Here is a 19,113-nt window from a genome sequence, read left to right as displayed (position 1 = left end):
GTGCTCGATAAAAGCATCATACATGAGAAAAATCACAATAACAAGCTGACATTTCCCATGTTTGCGCTTCCATTTGAAAAATAGTTACAAAAAATTTATTATTTTTTTAGAAGATTTTATACCTAAAATTTGTCATTTTATCCACTATAGTTATAAAGAACTAACGTATTTATGTAATATTAATCCATAATTTTTAACATATCTCATAAAACGACAACAATTATATAATTATAACAATTCACATTGGGACTCTAGTAGTATGATGTCGATTTAAATGTTACTACGACAAAGCTGTGGCGCAATCCCCATATATTTTTTAAATAAACGTGAAAAATAGAATGGATCATTATAATGAAGCATGCCCGATATTTCTTTTACTTGTAATGGGGTATTTAGAAGCAGCTTTTTGGCCTCAGCCATTTTAAGACGGTGAATATATTCATGAAGCGGATACCCGCTACTACGCCGAACAAGACGACGAAGGGTGGACATCGAGATATGATGTTTTGCCGCAATTTGCTCTAGGTCCATTTCACCATAAATGCATAAATTCAGGTCCTCCCGAATCTGACGCATATAATCCGCCTGAGCATTCCAACTTTTTTCTTCTATTATAAAAGAACACTCCAATAGCATCCTTTCAACGAGTAGTGCGGCCCGATCCGCATCTGCAGGTTCTCCACTCTCCATTCGTTGTAGTACCTCTTCAAATAAGGTCGAAAGACCCATGATCGAATTCGCTTGGAACACATTCCCGCCAGCGATTAGACCCGACTCTAGCCATTCCGATACACGTGTCCCATTAAAATTAATATAATATTCATCCCAGCTCCCTCCAGGTGGTGGGCCGAAATTGTAACTGTATCCTGGGCGAAAAAAGAATAAGCTGCCTTCACGCACCTGCTGTTCTTTCCCCGAAGTCTCCATATAGGTGCCACCACCAGATACTATGTAAACAATAGCCCAGTGTTCAAAAACTACGCCTGAACGGAATAACGTTCTTCCAGGCAAATGGCCGGCTTGTCCTACTCTAATATTTTTAAGCTTCAGCTTAGAGGACTCAACCTTCGGATCAATAATTCGTATTGGATATGGACTGATCATATAATCCATGCGCTTGGACATTATAGACATTCCCCCCTCTGTTTAGTAGTGATAAGGTTATTGTGAAGTTGATCATATTCTACATGAATAAGAGGTGTCCACGCTATGCTTAATCATTCTACACTACTGCTTCTGCCTAATCCGCGTGAAATCACATTGTCACAGGACTCATACCGTTTCCCAATAAGCGGAAGCATTGTGCTTCCTAGTACGGGAGAGGAAAGTTCAATGCCTGCTGCACAAAAGCTGCAAGCTGTGATTAAACAAGCCTTAAATCTTCATTTGACCTTATCTATTGGCACACGTCCAACGGTCGTATCCGCTTGTATCTTTAGCTATGTGCCGTCATTATCTGAGCAGGCATACGAAATAGTTGTTGATCAGAGCGGTATCGTTGTCTCCTATAGCTCACCTGTCGGTGCCTTCTACGCAGTAGCCACTCTGAAACAAATCATTGAACAAAGCGGCAGATCTATTCCTCATCTGCATATTCGCGATGAACCTGATTTTGGAGCTAGAGGGATAACCGTTGATATCAGCCGCAATAAAATTCCAAAGCAAGAAACCTTGTACCGAATCATTGACCTTATGGCCGATCTGAAGATGAACCAGCTTCAGCTATATATAGAAGGTACGCCGTTCGCGTACGAATCTTTCCCTCAAGTGTGGGAGCTTGAGACTCCAATCACAGGAGAGGAAATCTTGCTTCTAGATGCCTACTGTAAGGCGCGTTATATTGAGCTTGTTCCAAACCAGAACAGCTTTGGACATATGGAAGGCTGGCTTTCCCGTCCTGAATTCAATGCTTTAGCCGAAATTCCAGAGGGATTTATGCTTCCCAAAGAATTGTACATGGGAGATGTATATCCAGAAGGACTATTTATGCATCCCGGTACGTTTGATACCGAAGATCCTGCCGTGCTCCCTCTGCTAGAAAAAATGTTCGATGATCTGCTTCCTTACTTCTCCTCTAATCAATTTAATGTAGGCTGTGATGAGACGTATGAGCTTGGTCTTGGCAAAAGCAAAGCGCTGGCTGAATCACAAGGCAAAGGTCAGATCTATTTATCTTTTCTTCAGAAGATTTATGAGCTTGTTACGAAACGCGGCAAGACGATGCAATTCTGGGGCGATATTATTATCCAACATCCCGAACTGATCCCTCACCTGCCTAAAGATATTATTGCTATGGAATGGGGTTACAGTGCGGAACATCCTTTTGAGTCGGATACCCTAAAATTCCGTGAAGCAGGCATTCCTTTCTATGTCTGCCCAGGTACCAGCTCATGGAACTCCATTACAGGGCGCAGCGACAATATGTTTGCCAATCTGCGTAGTGCAGCTATTCATGGCAAAAATAATGGTTCTATCGGCTATCTCATTACCGATTGGGGTGATCACGGGCATTGGCAGCATCTCCCAATCAGCTACACTGGATATGTTTATGGTGCTGCGCTTTCCTGGAATGTAGATAACAATCTAGATGTAGACACTGCAAAATATTTAAATACATTCATCTTCGCGGATCGTTCCGAGGGTATTGGTCAACTACTCCTTGATCTCGGCAATTACTATCAGCTTGAATCCGAGATTATTCGTTCAAATGATACGGAAATGTCCCTGCTTCTTCGTACTAATCTCGACAATTTGTTAATTGTAGAGAAACTTACCGAAGAGCATTTCAACAATCTCGAAGAATACATGCTCTCTATCGAGGCACGTCTCTCGGGGCTTGATCTTCAATGTGATGATGCTGATCTTGTTCTTAAGGAACTGAGTAACGGAATCCATTTTGTGAAGCACGCTGTGCAGCTTGGAAGAATTAAACTGCAGCTGGCATCCGCGCCAGATTCGATTGACCCTAATCTGATTACGGAGCAAATCAATGATTTGAATGTTCTACTTCATCAATATCGTCTATTGTGGACCGAGCGCAACCGACTCGGTGGCTTAGATCAAAGTATTTGGAGACTTCTACGTCTTAGAGGTCAATACGAAGCATTGAAATCGAAGTAATTTCCTCATCCTAGCTGCAATTGGCGAGTCGAACGTTGAATTTAATGTTTCCGACTCGCTATGCGCAGCTCTTCATATTGATTTTCAAGCATTTCCCGCTCCCGCTTTTCATGCTTTTCTCTGCCGATTCCCTCTTTCATGCTTTCCTCATCCTCATAGATTTGCCACAGATCAGAGAACAAATAATCTTTGATTTCTACTGTTTTTCCATTCAATATCCCATTGGTCCAAATAAGTCCCGCAGAGGTACGCATCACAATGCGGCCGTCTGGCGTTTCAGCCTTTTGCCCCATTCGAATAGTCATAAGCATTTGTCCAAAAGTATAACACTCCATTCGTCCTTAAACCTCCTAAATTTTAGTTGTAATGGAATAAAGAGAAGGATATAATCAGGGCGAAAGAACCAGTTTTTTTGCAATTTTATTGTAGGAGGGATGCAATGGATTGGCTAAATGATTACGAAAAAGAACTCAGCTTAGTATTTCAAGAAAGTAGAAAGATTATCTCCGAATTTCCTGAGCCTCTAAATTCACAAGGCATGTCCTATCTTGAACATTTTAACGTATTCAATGCGGAAAGCCACAAAAATTACATATGTTATCTATTGCCCTTTTGGCTTCAGAAAAGCTGTGGGCTCTCAGCAGAAATTACCCGTCAAATGTCGATGGGCAATGTCTTCTTCATGCTATATTTTTTCATACAGGATGACCTGATGGACAGCAAAGAATCCTCTACATACGAAAGATTACCTTTAGCGAACCTACTCTATGTTGAATTTTTGAATATCTACAGACTTTTATTTCCGAATGACTCCTCTTTCTGGACATCGTTCAATCGTTATATCGCTCAATGGGCAGACAGTGTTAGTAATGAAACCACCAGTGATTATTTTCTTAATGATCGGATCAAGATCCCTTATAAAGCCAGTCCGCTCAAACTATCCAGTACTGCTGCCCTTCTGCTATCTGGTAAGGATTCTCTTGTACCGCAGTCTGAGGAAATGATCGACTCTGTTCTACTTACACTGCAAATGCTTGACGACTATGAAGACTGGAACGAAGATTTATCAGAAGGCAGCTATAATTGTCTCCTCTCACTCACACGAAGCTATCTATCCACTGATAAAGCAACCACACTCACATCAAAAGAGGTCGAATTCTTTCTGTTTACAGCAAACGGACTACGTACCTATGCTGAGCTAGCGCAGGATACGCATCGCAAAGTAATGGCTTCCAGCTTAGATATACCTCATCTCCTAGCATTCCACTCCATGTTGGTGACGAACTTACAACAGATCTCAGATTCTATCGAAGCAGAAAAGCAGCTTTTACAAGGTGGAGGCTTGTTTTATTTTTTGTCAAAAAATATACAATAAATCTATTATTTTGTAATAAAAAGAATAGATTTAGCACAATTGCTATGTTATATTATTAAAGGTAAATATATACATTTTGGAAAGGGTGATTATTTTGTCAGAAGCAGTTCTTAGAAATCAAGTCATTCAAAAGGCATGGGAAGATCCAAGTTTTAAGCAAAGACTACTCGCAGATCCAAAAGCAGCTCTCCAAGAAGCGCTAGGCGTAATCATTCCCGACAGCGTTACCTTGAAAGCCGTTGAAGAAGGTTCAAATGAATTCTATCTTGTAATCCCACCAAGTCCATCATCAGATGTATTGAAAGCAACCGCAGCACCACGCGGTTCTTGGTAAGACAGCAGGATTAACCTCATAGGGAGTAGGAATCATCCGGAGCTTCTGCCAATGGCAGTATGGTAATGGATTCGGTTCCTACTCCTTTTTTGCTTGTAAATCTCACTTCACCTTGCATAGCTTCAATGATGCGGAAGGTGACCATCAATCCTAAACCTGTTCCTTTATTTTTCTTGGTGAAATATGGTTCTCCGAGTCGGTGCAGAACATCAGGGTCCATTCCTTCTCCGTTATCTTTGATGTGAATAATCACTTTATTATCTTCACCGTACACCGACATATAAATGAACCCTTCTTCACTGAATGATTCAATGCTGTTCTTGATAATGTTAATGAACGCCTGCTTAAATTTCGAGGAATTTCCTTTTACCCATAATTGGCCGGATACATCCAGAATCATTTTTCCTCCATTGATGTGACACAAGGGCTGCATAATACTCTCAATATGCTTGAATTCATCATATAAATTCAGACTAGAGATTGTCTCAAATTCTGGTTTAGCAAAGGTTAAGAAATCTGTAATAATATTGGATGCACGATCTAGTTCACTTAGGGCCATTGACATATAAATTTGCTCTTCGTTAACGGACTTCTCGCTAAGCAGCTGAAGAAATCCCCGGGTGACTTGTAGTGGGTTTCTTACTTCATGAGCTACGGATGCAGCAAGCTCGCTAATGATCTCCATTTTTTCCGAACGCTCCAATTCATTGTTGAAACGCTCTAGTTCTCTAGAGTAATTAACAACCTGTTGATGGTTATAGGCTAATCTTCGTTCCAGAATTACGATCAAGGAAATAATGAAAGCAACCAGCCCCCACTTCCACAAGAACAAATCATAATTCCCTTTTTGGATGTAATACCATAATAGCTCTGCAACTACAGTAAACGCAGCGGTTCCAAATCCAATGGCAAACACAATAGCATCTTTATTTCCTTTAAGAGAGAACATAACCACACATGCGATCAGCAGGATGAATTGGAGGATAAGGATAACCCCTATAATGGTGGTAGAAATAAAATAATAGAACTCAATATAGCGATTATTTGAAAGGAGATTGATTAAAAGACATAACAAACAAAAAGAAGAGTAAAGCACTTGAAATTGACGAAATTTTCGAATGATACTGAATTTACCACTACCGAATAATTTCTCAAATAAAAAGGTAAGCGCTGGGAGAAGTGAAAAAAGGGCTAAGTCTAGGCAAACGTTACTAATTGGCCCCAATTTATTGTAAAAGGTATAGATGAAGGGGGAGTAGGTTATAGAAAGGATTCCGGTAGCCGCTATAACCACTGCTAGTGAAGCAACACTGGAGAAATAATCTCTGTTTATGTATAGAGCACTTATAAATAGAACGATAGCCACCAGAAAAAAAGCGCAGCCCAAAATCACATCACTTAGTCCATTCTCAATATATTCATTAATTAATTGACTATGTTCACCGATCATTACACTTTTTTTAATTCCAATTCTGTCTTGCATGGTTTCTGTCCAGATATATAGTGTTTTCCCGTTATCTTCTTTACTTAAAGGCAACAGCAAAGAATAGTTATCCTTGATATATTTACGATTTTCCTCGAAGATCAAACGATCCTCCACATACACTCTCACATGAAGAGCATATAAAGTATCGATATACACCGAAGGAGACACATAACTTAAATCGGGTAAGGAAATGCGGGTCCAAGAAGAGGATACTCCTGAAGGTAACTCTGGGAGTTCCTTCTTAGAATCTACGTTCATCCAGCTTTGCTGGCCTTCACTCCACGGAATCTCTTGTCCTGCATTTCCTGTTTCATCCCCCCATTTCATTTGCCACTTTGTAATTTCTTGGGATGGATTTGGGTTCGCTGCCGATACAATAATAGAGCCACAACCTATCAGGAGGAGTGAAAGGGTGATTGTAATGTGGAGTATTCTAACCATCAAGCGCATATAGGCACCTCAGAAGGAAGTTTCAGAAACAATATTCTGTGTGTTACTACTTCGCTCACTATGCTACCCTTTCCTTCTAAAAAACGGAATAATCATTAAATTCTCCTAATTTTTTCTAGCCGTTGGCAATTTAATGATAATCTCCGTTCCTTCCCCCTTCTCACTATGAAACTCAGTTGTCCCTTCCATCGCCTCAATTATTCGGAAGGTTACCATAAGTCCAAGTCCTGTTCCTTTTGTTTTATTAGAGTAATAGGGCTCACCCAATCGGGCCAGTTCACTACCATTCATCCCTTCTCCATTATCACGTACACTAATCATTACATGGGCTTCGGATTTCCAGGCAGTAACTCTAATAAGTCCATTATCCTGCAAAGCTTCGATGCTATTTTTTATAATATTAATAAACGCTTGTTTAAATTTGGCAGATGATCCAATTACGCAGAGTTCCGACTGCAGGTTGAGTTCAATGACTCCCCCTTGCAAATTCGCAAGCGGAGCGAGAATACCCGACACATGCCGTAACTCCTCGGATACATTAAGCCTCTCAATGGTCTCTAACCCTGGCTTAGCAAAGGTAAGGAAGTCTGAGATAATAACCGTAGCTCTATCCAGTTCTGCGATAGCCATCTGCATATACTCCCTCTCCTTATAATCTGAGCGTTCTCCTAGGATCTGAAGGAAACCACGGGTTACCTGTAAAGGATTCCGTACCTCATGCGCTACAGAAGCTGCCAATTCACTTATAATCTCCATTTTCTCGGAACGCTGTAAATCATTATTAAACGTCTCAAGCTTACGAGAATATTCAACGAGTTGTTCATGGTTTCTCGTAAACCTTCTCCCCAGAATGACGATTAAGGATAATACGAAAACCATCATCCCCCACTTCCACCAATATAATTGATAGGATTCTCTGGATATGTAGTATACGATCAATTCGACAAGAGATATAAATGCAAAGATTGTAAATCCTGTAGTAAAAACAATAGCATCCCCATTGCCGCGATAAGTATGAATAAACGCTAAGCTTACCAATAATATAAATTGCACAATCATAATGATGCCTAGAATATCAGCAGTCATGAATCTATAAAAGTCTTCCAGCTGATACGACAGAAGGATATTAATAACCATTAGTGAAAGACAGAATATAGAATAAACCAATTGAAACTTACGGAATCGGGTGACGATTTGTTTTTTCCCTGAACCGAATATTTTCTCAAAATAAAAGGTTACGGATGGCAACAAGGTGTACAACGCTAAATCAAAGAATACAAGCACGATTTTCCCATAATCCCCGAGGATGATCGGCAAAAACGAAGAATACGTAACCACTATGACTCCAATGGATAAGAGAATTAACACCAACAAAAATCCGGCCGTAAAAAATCCTTTTCTCAAGAATAATGAACAAATCAACAGAACAATAGCTATAAAGATAAACGTCATCCCAATGATGATATCCATTAAGCCCTGCTTCACATAAATGGACAACAGCTCACTGTAGCGATCTACCCTTATTTCGCCTTCTATTCCTAAATCCTTGCTTCCTCCATGTGTCCATATGTATAGTTCCTTCCCTCCATCTTCTGTGGATAAAGGAATTAGAATTTTGCTGCCGTTGAAATTGTATTTATTCTCAGAATCATATACTAACGCGTTATTCACATAAGCTTTGACGCTATTTCCATAAACCTTATTAATGAATAACGCGGATTTCTCGCTCATTTGCGGCAAAGAAAACCGGAGCCACGCTGAGGATGTACCTTTTGGCGTCTCTGGTTTGTGATTATGAGGCGTTACGCGAATCCATTCATCATCTGAAGCTGCTACAGCTTCTTCGACAGTCTCTGCTTCTGTATTTCCAAATCTAATCTCCCAACTTGGCAGCGCAGAGTCTGATGATCCAGCACTCACTATCGCCGCACCGTAAGGCACTATTGCTGTTAGCAATAGAAATAATAGCAAAGTAGCTGCTATCTTTGGTGTTGGCAACTTCATCGTAGCACCTCAGTAATTCATTAGTTGTTTAAATGATCATATATGATTCTTAATTTCGACAACCTTCGCACTATTCCTGCCTATTCTTGTAAATTTTCTCGAAAAAAGACGTTATTTATCGGCGTTATTACCCTGATTATTTATAAAACGATTCGATCATAGGCAATCGGGTAAAGATACATATGAGAAGTCCAAATCTTAACCTACCGAGGGAGTGAACGGCTATGGAAGATACACCTAATAAAACTGAAGCCGATTTTGCATATGAACGTTATATACAAGCTGATATTGATGTAGAGGATGTTGTCAATGAAGATGCCGACCCCGTGTTGGTTGGCGATAAATATTTGGCGGCGGATATTGGTTTAAACCAACCTGAGGAAACACTCGAAAGAAATGACTTACTGGAATCCGATGCATTCCTCGCCGCTGAAACGGCAGGACTAACAAGTAGCGATAATGCTGAGGACGAGGAGCTGCTAGAAATGGAAGAGGAGGATCCTCCACTGGAAGATATTCCTGATGCAGATGAGGTGTATCCAGGATCCATCATCGACCCTGCTTCACCACCAGTTGATGGCATGCCTGGAACGGACGTCTTAAACGGATCACAGGGAGATTAGACTAAATAAAGCCGCCGGGCTAGGATCCGGCGGCTTTATTTGTTTTTCAATATGAGCACTTTCTTCATTAATGGTTACTCTTGAGCAGCCGGTTATTCTGCTGAACGCGCTGCTGCAATTTGGGAATCCAGCTTACGGGTCTTAACCAATACCGCTGCTACAAGCAGCATCACCCCATTGATCACAAACACCCAGCGGATCTGGATAAAAGCCCCAAGTAATCCGCCTATAATAGGCCCGGCCATTGTCGCGAGTTGAGATGCCGCTTGGTTGAGACCAAAAGCACGTCCGCGAAACCCGGGCTCAATCACTTGTACAATCATTGCATTTACAGATGGAAGCACACCTGCATAGAACAAGCCGTAAGCAAAACGAAGAACGGCGAATTCTACATACCCTGTAACAAAGAATTGCAGAATATTACCGATACCTCCACCGATTAATCCAATGAACAAGATCATCCCGAAGCCCTTCCGGCTTCCGATTCTCCCCCACTGAGGAGCCATTAGCACAGTAGCAATACCCACAGCGGAGAATACAATTCCTGAGCTTAGCGAGGCGCTGCTTTTGGCGATTCCCATGTCTAGCAGATGTATCGGAATAAGCGGCTCCAGAATCATAACAGAAAAGGTGCTTATCCCCGCCAGCGATAGCAAAGTCATAAATGCGCGATTGCTTCGCGCTTCCTTGATATCATCACTTACATGAGACCTCGGAGCAGATCGGTCAAAATTCTCTTCTTTAGCAAAAAAAGTAGCAATAAGTGCCGAAACGAGTACAATACCTGCTGAGAATAAAAAAGCAACCCGATTGCTTGTGTAAAAGCTCACTACACCGCCGATCAATGGACCAATGATACTGCCCGTTGCTCCGGCTGTAGACATAATACTCAGCGCATAACCGGTCTTATCCTCAGGTGTGTTCGTAGCCACCATGGCTATCGCAGCCGGAACAAATCCAGCAAGCAATCCTTGTAGTACGCGCACGATCAGAAAGACGTAAGGATCATGCACGAAGTAATTAATCAGATATAAGGCTGCCAAACTGAAGCCCGAGCGAATAAGCATCGGCTTCCGACCATATTTGTCGGCGAGGGAACCCCAGTAGGGAGAAATTAAAGCGCTGGCTAGAAAGGTTATGCCAAAGCTAACCCCAGACCAAATTTCCAAATGATTCGTAACCCCAAGCTCGTCACTCAAAAAAATAGAGAGGAACGGAATAGAGATCGAATACGCCGTACTACAAAAAAAGACACCCACCCAAAGCACGATCAAGTTCCGTTTCCATGAAAAGCGCATGATCTACACATCCTTTCTTGATGTTCTCGCGGAAACATTCCTATTATTGTAAACCTCTTTTGAGAATGTGCCAATCCCACATGTCATAACTGACCTTTGCATGTAAAGGGACAAAGAGGTTATTATGAGAAGTACCTACGAGATTATTCAAGAAAAAGGAGAGATTGATTAGTGAAGTCTACACGAGCAAGATCTGCTATCCTAATGGTCATGTTATGCCTGGTGATGGTTATTGCAGCAGGTTGCGGTAATAAGCCTACCAATAACAATGCCAGCAGTAATAATGGAAGCAGCAGTGGAGCAGCAGGAAATAACGCAAGCAGCGAGACAAATGCTGGCGCTAACGAAGGACTCCCTTCAGCTACAGCAAGCCACCCCATTGTGACTATTGAGATGGATAACGGAGGCATCATCAAAGCCGAGCTTTATCCTGAAGTTGCCCCTAACACTGTTAACAACTTCATCTCACTGATTCAAAAAGGTTTTTATGACGGCACCATATTCCATAGAGTGATCCCTGACTTCATGATTCAGGGCGGTGACCCTGATGGTACCGGTATGGGTGGCCCAGGATATAGCATCGCTGGAGAATTCTCTGGAAACGGGTTTACTAATAACCTGTTGCATACGGAAGGTGTTCTGTCCATGGCAAGATCGCAGGCTCCAGATTCTGCCGGTTCCCAGTTCTTTATTATGGATGCAGCTTATCCTAGTCTAGATGGAAGCTATGCCGCTTTTGGTAAAGTTACCGAAGGCATGGACGTGGTTAAATCCATTGTTGGCTTGAAAACAGACAGTTCAGATCGTCCAGAAGAACCACCAGTGATGAAGAAAGTAACCGTCGACACCCTGGGCGTCACTTACCCAGAACCACAAAAGGTACAATAACAAGCAAAAACGCCGTTGGCGTCCTTAAAGGACGCCAACGGCGTTTTTGCTTGTGAAAGACTAATTTAAGTACCTATGCAACTTATCCCCGTAGTGATCTTCTGCTAAGAGCATGTTGACCGTTACGCAAGAAAGTACTACGAGTATTTCTTAATAAGGAAATCCGCTCCTCTGCAAGCTGATTTGCCGCAACAGAAGTAGGAATTCCATTTAGACGTGAGATTTCCAGCACGCGGGTGATGTTATCGTAAATTTTTGAAACCTGCTTAAACGCACGTTCCTTATTATAACCATTCAGTTCATCCGCAATATTAATAACGCCACCAGCATTTATCACATAATCAGGAGCATATACAATGCCCATTTCGTGCAGAGTATCGCCATGATAGGCCTCTTTTAACTGATTGTTGGCTGCGCCAGCGATCACCTTCGCCTTAATTACCCGGAGGGACTCATCATTGATCGTTGCTCCGAGTGCGCATGGAGCATAGATATCACAGTCTGTACTGATAATATCTGCGGGATCGACTGCTTTGGCGCCGTAAGCCTCTACTGCACGCCCCACAGCTTCTTTATGAATATCGGTTACGATAAGCTGAGCGCCCTCTTCATGAAGATGCTTACACAGCGAAAAAGCCACATTCCCAACGCCTTGAACGGCTACAATCTTTCCTTCGAGCGAATCACTGCCAAACGCTGCTTTGGCCGCTGCCTTCATCCCTTGGTATACGCCGTAAGCCGTAGCTGGTGATGGATTACCCGAGGAACCATAAGTAGGAGATGTACCTGTAACATAATCTGTCTCCTGATAAATAATGTTCATATCTTCTTCTGTAGTGCCAACATCCTCGGCTGTTATGTAACGTCCATTCAAGCCCTGTATGTATCTTCCAAAAGCACGGAACATCGCTTCATTCTTATCCTTCTTGGGATCCCCTATAATTACTGTTTTCCCACCGCCTAAATTTAGGCCGGATACTGCATTTTTGTACGTCATCCCTTTCGCTAATCGAAGCGCGTCAACAATCGCTTCCTCTTCTGTAGCATAGGTCCACATCCGTGTTCCACCCAGTGCGGGCCCTAATGTCGTGTCATGAATGGCGATGATTGCCTTTAATCCTGATGCTTTATCCTGACAAAATAACAGTTCCTCGTAATCGTCCCGCTCCAATGCTGCAAACAATTCCATTCTTAATATCCCCTATCTCTTTGTTATATTCCAGATGTTGGTTGTTACTCTTACCTCTCAAAGTATTGTAGCAGAATGTGTCGTAAAACAAAAAGAACCACGTCACCCTTATAACTTTCAATGGATGACGTGGCTCTTATATGAATGCTACTGCACCGAACAGAGTGCAATTGTCAAAATGCGTTACAGCTTAGCAATTGTTTCTGTAAGAACAGGAACGATTTGCGATTTACGGGATACTACACCTCTGAGAAGTGCTTTATTGTCATCAAGCTTAACATTGTACGCCGTTTCTACTGCACCTGCAACACGACCCAGAGCCAGACCCACAGAATCGTTATTGAGGATATCTGTAACTACAAACAAAAACAGATCCAATTCTTTTTCAGCAATAATGGAAGTAAGTGCAGTTTCCAGTTCAGCTTGTTTGGAGAGAACATCATTAACATCCACCGCGTTCACTTGAGCGATTTCAACTTTGTATTCACCCATTTTGAATTCCTTTGCATCCAAGGAAATCAGTTGAGCGATACTCTTGTCGCTAAGATCAGCTCCAGCTTTCAGCATGTCGAGACCGTAGCTTTCAGCATCTACACCAGCGATTTCAGCAAGCTCACGTGCTGCAGCTACATCTTCCGCAGTGCAAGTTGGTGATTTAAACAGCAAGGAATCAGAAATGATCGCAGACAGCATCAATCCGGCGATTTCTTTAGGAATAGCAACTCCGTTTTCTTTATACAACTTGTTAAGAATAGTAGCTGTACAGCCTACTGGCTCAGCACGGTAGTATAACGGATGTGCAGTCTCAAAGTTTGCGATCCGATGATGGTCGATAACTTCAGCCACGCGCACTTGATCAATGTCATTCGCACTTTGTTGGCGTTCGTTATGGTCAACAAGAATAACCTGATTTGCTTCACCAGCTACGTTCTCTACCAGACGAGGAGCAGCGACTCCGAAATGATCAAGCGCAAATTGCGTTTCACCACTAACCTCGCCCAGACGAACGGCCTCAGCATCCCAGCCCAATTCCTTTTTGAGTGCAGCATAAGCAATTGCAGAACAAATGGTATCCGTATCCGGATTTTTGTGTCCAAAAACCAAAGTTTTTTCCATTTCCAATCTCCTTACTATGTTTTAGTGAGATTAATATACCATACATTGATAGCGGCTTCCAGATTGTGTGGTTTGAAAAATGCTTTATCGGCATTCAATTAGCCTCTTCTAAGGTTGCTCACGCCCTAGTCTTTGGAAGTGGTACCGGCTTGTCCTCCCCATGCAGTGGCTCATTATCCGAGAAAAGGTCCGGATTCTCTGTCAGCATCTGGCTTAGAATATCCGTCGTTTCTACCGTCCCACATACCCTGACTAATGCGTCTCCAAAGTTACCCTTGCGCATGGCACCGCCCTCTTCAAGCTCACGCTCCACCTTCCAAAAATGCTCCGACCAAGAGAGGCCACAATGTCTGCGAGAAGGCACCATGATTTCATCTCCTCCCGGCGTCACCGTATATAGCTCCTCATGGGTATCCGTCATTCTGCCTGGAATATCGACCCACTCTTCAATGCCATGGATGAACGTATTCCGCCGAAGATCGACTCCCAGCAGTACAATTTCCGCCTTTCGATCAAGTAGCTTGCCCCATGCTGAACCACGGGCGCACGGCGTATCCCAGCGTTCATCCCCCGTAGTGAACTCCTCAGCATCTGCTCCTAAAGCCGCTACAGAATGTGTCGGATGCCAAGAGCGAATAACACCTGGACGTTTACGGAATAACTCCGGTAATATCCCTACACAAGATGGGGAATCTTGAACAGAGAACCTTGGATTGTCTGCATTAATATAAGCCCATGTATGAGTTGGCAATACGAGCAGTCCATCTTTCATATATTCACTGAGTACATCCAGTACTGTGTTCGCGCCTCCATCTACTTCCCCAATGCTTTTTAATGACGAATGGACCAGAATAGTCCCGTGTGGATCAAGCTTTAGCTCCTGCAATTGTTTCATCAAACTAGTTGTTGTGTGCATTGTACACTCTCCTTATGTATGAACTGGATTTTATGATGCATAAACATCTACTTGCAAAAATCGCATTTTACTATTAAAATTATAGTAACTTAATAATACTCACTAAATCTTTTAAAGATCAAAATATAACTTACTCACATTTAGCATTTACACGGAGGTAATTACACATGACATTAACATTAAAAGGACTACACCACGTATCCGCAATTACAGGTAAAGCGCAAGAAAACTTTAGGTTCTATACCGAAGTACTTGGACTGCGTCTCATTAAAAAGACAGTAAACCAGGATGATATTTCAGTGTATCATTTATTCTATGGTGATGAGAAGGGTAACCCCGGAACCGAATTAACTTTCTTCGAACTCCCGATGACGGGCCGCAACCGTGCAGGCAATAACAGCATCTCCGCGCTCTCCCTTCGAGTGCCAAATGATGCTGCACTTACCTATTGGGAGCAGCGTTTCACCGAGCTTAACGTAGAGCATGAAACGATTCAAACAATCGGTGGCCGCCAGGCTTTAGCCTTCCGTGATCACGAAGGGCAACGTTTCATTCTAGTATCCGACGAAAATGATAATGGTGTTGCCGGCGGCATCCCTTGGGCTAAAAGCCCGTTACCTGCTGAATATGGGATTGTTGGCCTAGGTCCTGCACATCTTACAGTAGAAAGTGCAGAGCATACGGCGGTTGTACTGGAGCAATTGCTTGGCTTCCGCCGCAAAGGCACTTATCTTTCAACAATTGCGGGCCAGCCAGATGTGATTGTATTTGAGACTGGAGAAGGCGGATCAGGTGCAGAGGTTCACCTAGAGGAACGTAATGATCTAGAGCAGGAACATCTGGGACGAGGTGGTGTGCACCATGTCGCATTCCGCGTGGATAACGAGGAGGAATTGAAGCAATGGGTCGAGCATATACGCACAGCTCAGCTTCCTAACTCCGGATTCGTGGATCGTTTCTACTTCCGATCCCTTTATTTCCGTGAGCCTAACGGCATTCTTTTTGAGCTAGCTACAGACGGGCCAGGCTTTGCAACAGATGAGCCAATGGAAAGCTTGGGCGAATCTCTTGCACTGCCACCATTTCTGGAATCGAAACGCCAGCAAATCGAAGCTTATCTGAAGCCGCTGGATACTCGGCAATAAGATTCTTCAGCTCACTTAATAAAAGGTGTGAGTCGCTGATGCGCTCACACCTTATTTTTTATTGAAGATCCGTTGTCTTGCCTACAATGTCTAAGAGCTCCGACAGAACTCGAATTTCGTATTTCGGTTGAACACCCGACGTATTCTCTTTACCGAGCGGGTTAAACCAGCAAGTATCGATCCCATAATTGATTCCGCCTTGAATATCAGAGGTTAAGGAGTCCCCTACAATCAGTACTTTTTCCTTATCCGAAATTCCCAATTTAGCAAAAGCATAATCAAAAATCCCTGTCTCCGGCTTCTGACAACCAGCCTCCTCTGAAATAATGATCTGCTCAAATGTTTCACTAAGCGGTGATCCTTGAATTCTGGAAGTTTGCACTTCTTTAATTCCGTTCGTAATGATTGCTAATCGACAGCCGGCAAGCTCCTCGCACAGCTCGATCGCTCCCTGGATCAGAAAGGTTCCCTCGCCTAAGAAACGTAGATACGCTTCACTAAACGCCTCAGGATCTAGCTCCAGCGCATTCGCAGCGAATAACCGATTAAACCGTTCCACGCGTAATGCAGCAGAACTAATCTTCCCCTGCTCCAAATCACGCCACAGCGCATGATTAATCTCCTGATAACTGGCAGCATAATCCTCAGCACCTGTGGGCATCCCAACATGTAGAAATGCGTTAGATAACGCGTGACTTTCTGCCATTCCGTAATCAAACAGTGTATCGTCAGCATCGAATAAAATAACGTCGTATTTCATAAATATCCCCCAAAACTCTTTTCTCAAAAAGGTACTACAGTGATACAATCAAGTCAACTTATCAGTCAGACGACAAAAATTTACTTTTTTAAGGTAGTTTTAAGCGAATTGTGTTATTTTAAAAAGAAAACGGTGGTGAGCGTCATATTATACGTTTTATCGTTTCTAATGTCTTTTTCTATCGTCTACTTTCTAATTCCGCCGCTCGGCAGACTAGCTTTCCGACTCGATTTTGTGGACAAGCCTCGTCAGGACGTTGAGCGTAAAATTCATAGAGAGCCTATACCGCTTACGGCCAGTTACGCCATATTCATTGGATTCTTCATTACCTATCTGGTATTTGCCCGTGAATTCTCCATGGAAACCGTCGCGCTGTTTGCAGGGGGCGTACTACTGCTGACCATAGGTACCATAGATGATTGGTACAAAACAAAAGGTAAGGATTTCCCGGCACTGCCCAAAATGATTGTGCAGGTTAGTGCGGCTGTTCTTGTTTATCTTTCCGGCAACGCATTTACAGGCTTCTACAACCCATTCTCAGGGGATTATATCGTTCTACCCGTTGTATTACAGTTTCTATTGACGATTATCTGGATCTTCGGCGTAACCACTGTCATTAATTTCTCGGATGGTATGGATGGTTTGGCTGGCGCCTTAACTGCTATTTCGGCCATAACACTATTTATTGTCGCATTAACTAAGGGGCAATCCTCTTCTGCGATTATGGCGATTGCACTCGTCGGTGTCACCATTGCTTATCTGCGCTATAACAAACCGCCTGCCAAAATCTTTATGGGCGACGCCGGGGCTACCTTTCTAGGTTTCATCCTTGCGGTAATCGCACTCGACGGCGCGTTTAAGCAAGCTACGGCCCTGTCGCTGTTCATCCCGATTCTGGCGCTGGGCGTTCCGATCTTCGACAATATTTTTGTCGTCGTCAAACGCTTTATCCAAGGCAAGTCCATTTATCAGGCCGACGCTACCCAGGCTCATTACCGCCTGCTTCGTGCAGGTTTGAGCCAGAAGCAAGTCGTTGCCGTGTTATGCTTGATCAGCGTTTGTCTATCCTTATCCTCTATCATTCTGTTGTTGATCGAGACTTGATGTATTATTTGCGGATTAGTATCGTACAAGAACAATCGCATCGGCTAGTCCATTGAAGTAATAAAAACGAGCAAGTTTCCAATCTGGAAACTTGCTCGTTTATTGTTTGAAGTTCATACTTCTTCAAGCCCATAACTCTGCAGCCAAACACATCATCCAACAACTCACCCATTACTCTCTTGCGTAAACTCGGCTAACCTACGGTAAATTCCTATAATTTCCTCCATAGGCATCCTCACTAATCCACTGGAAGAGGGAGCTACAAATTCACGTACACCGTCTACCTTCGGAGGTACATCCCCTTGAAATCCCCAGTTTGCTTTAGTCCTACGACTAAACTCTGTATATACACCTTTTCCTACAAAACAGGCGACCTTTGGGCGATACAATTCCAGCTTGGAGCGAAGCAATTCTCGGCCCTCATTATATTCCTCACGGGTAATATCGTCGATTCCGCGTGTAGGCCTGGAAACAATATTTGTAAAACCATAACCCAGCTTAAGTAGTTCCCCATCCTCAGACGCGTCGTATAGCCGAGGAGTAAGTCCTGAATTGTGCAAGATTCTCCAGAAATTATTTCGTGGATTCGCGTAATGGTGCCCTACCTCACCTGAACGAATACTCGGGTTAAAACCAATAAATACAATCTGTAATCCGTGATCTAGGTGATCAGAAATTCCATCCATGTGAGTATGCCTCCTAACCAAACGATGTTCTAATTCTACAATGGGGTATACACTTTAAGACAGGAAGCCGGAATTGGGTCCGCCAGCCATACCTCATTACCCGCACAATAAAAAGTTACACCCATTTGACCAGCGCTAATCGTATCAACAGTCAGTAGAATCAATTTCCCTCTGCGGCTTCCGGCCAGACTGGCAAAATGTGTCCCTTCGGATAAATGAACATATTGGCGTCCCATTGATTGGAGTCCCTCTTCCAAAATAACTGAAAGAACGCCAGTATGAGTTCCGTGATAAAGCGTAGATGGCGGAGTTCCCGGATCATAGGTTATTTTGGTATGACTATGCCCGTACCGAGCTTTGATTCGATCTCCATTGATTTCAAATCGTTGCTTCTCGCAGCTGGCAACCACTTGCTGAATATCTCCCACAGTCACCTCAGACCATCTAGGAGCTTTCACAAGCACGGACAACAAATCGTCCAACGTACAGGAACCATCCTCCGGGTCCAAAATAAGGCCATACTGCTCTGGAGTATGCCGGAGCAATTTAGTCATAAATTTGCTTAACGACACTTTTGTAGCATTGCTTAACATTATATTTCTACCTCAATTCATAACTC

The 19,113-nt window shown here is 43.0% G+C and carries 18 protein-coding genes; 7 read left to right on the top strand and 11 right to left on the bottom strand.

The genetic code is table 11. The features are described from left to right. Positions 1–270: 270 nt before the first annotated feature. On the bottom strand, positions 271–1,125 hold the full coding sequence (locus MKX35_RS26395) for an AraC family transcriptional regulator (RefSeq protein WP_076283894.1): 855 nt from the start codon (positions 1,123–1,125) through the stop codon (positions 271–273). Positions 1,126–1,209: 84 nt separating this feature from the next. Between MKX35_RS26395 and MKX35_RS26390 the strand changes: the two genes are divergently transcribed. Continuing rightward, positions 1,210–3,120: a family 20 glycosylhydrolase gene (locus tag MKX35_RS26390; protein WP_076299136.1), complete on the top strand. Its 1,911-nt coding sequence runs from the start codon at positions 1,210–1,212 to the stop codon at positions 3,118–3,120. A gap of 41 nt (positions 3,121–3,161) precedes the next feature. Here MKX35_RS26390 and MKX35_RS26385 read toward each other — a convergent pair whose 3' ends face one another. Next, complete coding sequence (locus MKX35_RS26385; protein ID WP_076299135.1) at positions 3,162–3,455, bottom strand: hypothetical protein; 294 nt, start codon at positions 3,453–3,455, stop codon at positions 3,162–3,164. Positions 3,456–3,559: 104 nt separating this feature from the next. On the opposite strand from MKX35_RS26385, the gene MKX35_RS26380 reads away from it, so the two are divergent. Further along, positions 3,560–4,495 carry a hypothetical protein gene (locus tag MKX35_RS26380; RefSeq protein ID WP_076299134.1) on the top strand — a complete coding sequence of 312 codons (936 nt, stop codon included), beginning with the start codon at positions 3,560–3,562 and terminating at the stop codon, positions 4,493–4,495. Between the two features lie 94 nt (positions 4,496–4,589). Next, on the top strand, positions 4,590–4,829 hold the full coding sequence (locus MKX35_RS26375) for an NHLP leader peptide family RiPP precursor (protein WP_170880314.1): 240 nt from the start codon (positions 4,590–4,592) through the stop codon (positions 4,827–4,829). A gap of 16 nt (positions 4,830–4,845) precedes the next feature. On the opposite strand, the gene MKX35_RS26370 is transcribed toward MKX35_RS26375, so the two are convergent. Both MKX35_RS26370 and MKX35_RS26365 read right to left on the bottom strand, forming a co-directional pair. Then, complete coding sequence (locus MKX35_RS26370) at positions 4,846–6,756, bottom strand: sensor histidine kinase (protein WP_256716275.1); 1,911 nt, start codon at positions 6,754–6,756, stop codon at positions 4,846–4,848. Between the two features lie 114 nt (positions 6,757–6,870). Next, positions 6,871–8,769, bottom strand: a complete 1,899-nt coding sequence (locus tag MKX35_RS26365) for a sensor histidine kinase (protein ID WP_076299132.1) — start codon at positions 8,767–8,769, stop codon at positions 6,871–6,873. Between the two features lie 224 nt (positions 8,770–8,993). Between MKX35_RS26365 and MKX35_RS26360 the strand changes: the two genes are divergently transcribed. Then, positions 8,994–9,392 (top strand): hypothetical protein, encoded by a 399-nt coding sequence (locus tag MKX35_RS26360; protein ID WP_076283888.1) that lies wholly within the window; start codon positions 8,994–8,996, stop codon positions 9,390–9,392. Positions 9,393–9,484: 92 nt separating this feature from the next. Here MKX35_RS26360 and MKX35_RS26355 read toward each other — a convergent pair whose 3' ends face one another. Continuing rightward, positions 9,485–10,690 (bottom strand): MFS transporter, encoded by a 1,206-nt coding sequence (locus MKX35_RS26355; RefSeq protein ID WP_076283887.1) that lies wholly within the window; start codon positions 10,688–10,690, stop codon positions 9,485–9,487. A 204-nt stretch (positions 10,691–10,894) separates the two neighbouring features. Here MKX35_RS26355 and MKX35_RS26350 point away from each other — a divergent pair, with 204 nt between their 5' ends. Next, positions 10,895–11,578 (top strand): peptidylprolyl isomerase, encoded by a 684-nt coding sequence (locus tag MKX35_RS26350; protein WP_076299216.1) that lies wholly within the window; start codon positions 10,895–10,897, stop codon positions 11,576–11,578. 82 nt (positions 11,579–11,660) lie between these two features. On the opposite strand, the gene MKX35_RS26345 is transcribed toward MKX35_RS26350, so the two are convergent. The 3 genes from MKX35_RS26345 to MKX35_RS26335 all read right to left on the bottom strand — a co-directional run bounded on the left by MKX35_RS26345 (position 11,661) and on the right by MKX35_RS26335 (position 14,799). Next, the gene (locus MKX35_RS26345; protein ID WP_076299131.1) at positions 11,661–12,767 is read right to left on the bottom strand and encodes a Glu/Leu/Phe/Val family dehydrogenase; all 1,107 of its coding nucleotides are present in this window, start codon (positions 12,765–12,767) and stop codon (positions 11,661–11,663) included. Between the two features lie 183 nt (positions 12,768–12,950). Beyond that, positions 12,951–13,883: a manganese-dependent inorganic pyrophosphatase gene (locus MKX35_RS26340; RefSeq protein ID WP_076299130.1), complete on the bottom strand. Its 933-nt coding sequence runs from the start codon at positions 13,881–13,883 to the stop codon at positions 12,951–12,953. Positions 13,884–14,001: 118 nt separating this feature from the next. Further along, positions 14,002–14,799 (bottom strand): AAC(3) family N-acetyltransferase, encoded by a 798-nt coding sequence (locus MKX35_RS26335; protein WP_076299129.1) that lies wholly within the window; start codon positions 14,797–14,799, stop codon positions 14,002–14,004. 167 nt (positions 14,800–14,966) lie between these two features. Here MKX35_RS26335 and MKX35_RS26330 point away from each other — a divergent pair, with 167 nt between their 5' ends. Beyond that, positions 14,967–15,944: a ring-cleaving dioxygenase gene (locus tag MKX35_RS26330; RefSeq protein ID WP_076299128.1), complete on the top strand. Its 978-nt coding sequence runs from the start codon at positions 14,967–14,969 to the stop codon at positions 15,942–15,944. A 58-nt stretch (positions 15,945–16,002) separates the two neighbouring features. Here the strand turns inward: MKX35_RS26330 and MKX35_RS26325 are convergent, their stop codons facing one another. After that, positions 16,003–16,704 (bottom strand): YjjG family noncanonical pyrimidine nucleotidase, encoded by a 702-nt coding sequence (locus MKX35_RS26325; protein WP_042185133.1) that lies wholly within the window; start codon positions 16,702–16,704, stop codon positions 16,003–16,005. A 168-nt stretch (positions 16,705–16,872) separates the two neighbouring features. Between MKX35_RS26325 and MKX35_RS26320 the strand changes: the two genes are divergently transcribed. Beyond that, positions 16,873–17,808, top strand: coding sequence for an MraY family glycosyltransferase (locus tag MKX35_RS26320; RefSeq protein WP_042124401.1), 936 nt, complete (start codon positions 16,873–16,875; stop codon positions 17,806–17,808). 164 nt (positions 17,809–17,972) lie between these two features. On the opposite strand, the gene MKX35_RS26315 is transcribed toward MKX35_RS26320, so the two are convergent. Together MKX35_RS26315 and MKX35_RS26310 are read right to left on the bottom strand one after the other, a co-directional pair. Beyond that, the gene (locus MKX35_RS26315) at positions 17,973–18,494 is read right to left on the bottom strand and encodes a mismatch-specific DNA-glycosylase (protein ID WP_076299127.1); all 522 of its coding nucleotides are present in this window, start codon (positions 18,492–18,494) and stop codon (positions 17,973–17,975) included. Positions 18,495–18,529: 35 nt separating this feature from the next. Continuing rightward, on the bottom strand, positions 18,530–19,087 hold the full coding sequence (locus tag MKX35_RS26310; RefSeq protein ID WP_076299126.1) for an RNA 2'-phosphotransferase: 558 nt from the start codon (positions 19,085–19,087) through the stop codon (positions 18,530–18,532). Positions 19,088–19,113: the final 26 nt, after the last annotated feature.

This window comes from Paenibacillus sp. FSL R5-0923, assembly GCF_038009145.1.
In the GTDB taxonomy this organism is placed as follows: Bacteria; Bacillota; Bacilli; order Paenibacillales; family Paenibacillaceae; genus Paenibacillus_AQ.
The sequence above is the reverse complement of the archived record's forward strand: the minus strand, read 5'-3'. Positions and strand labels throughout refer to the sequence as shown.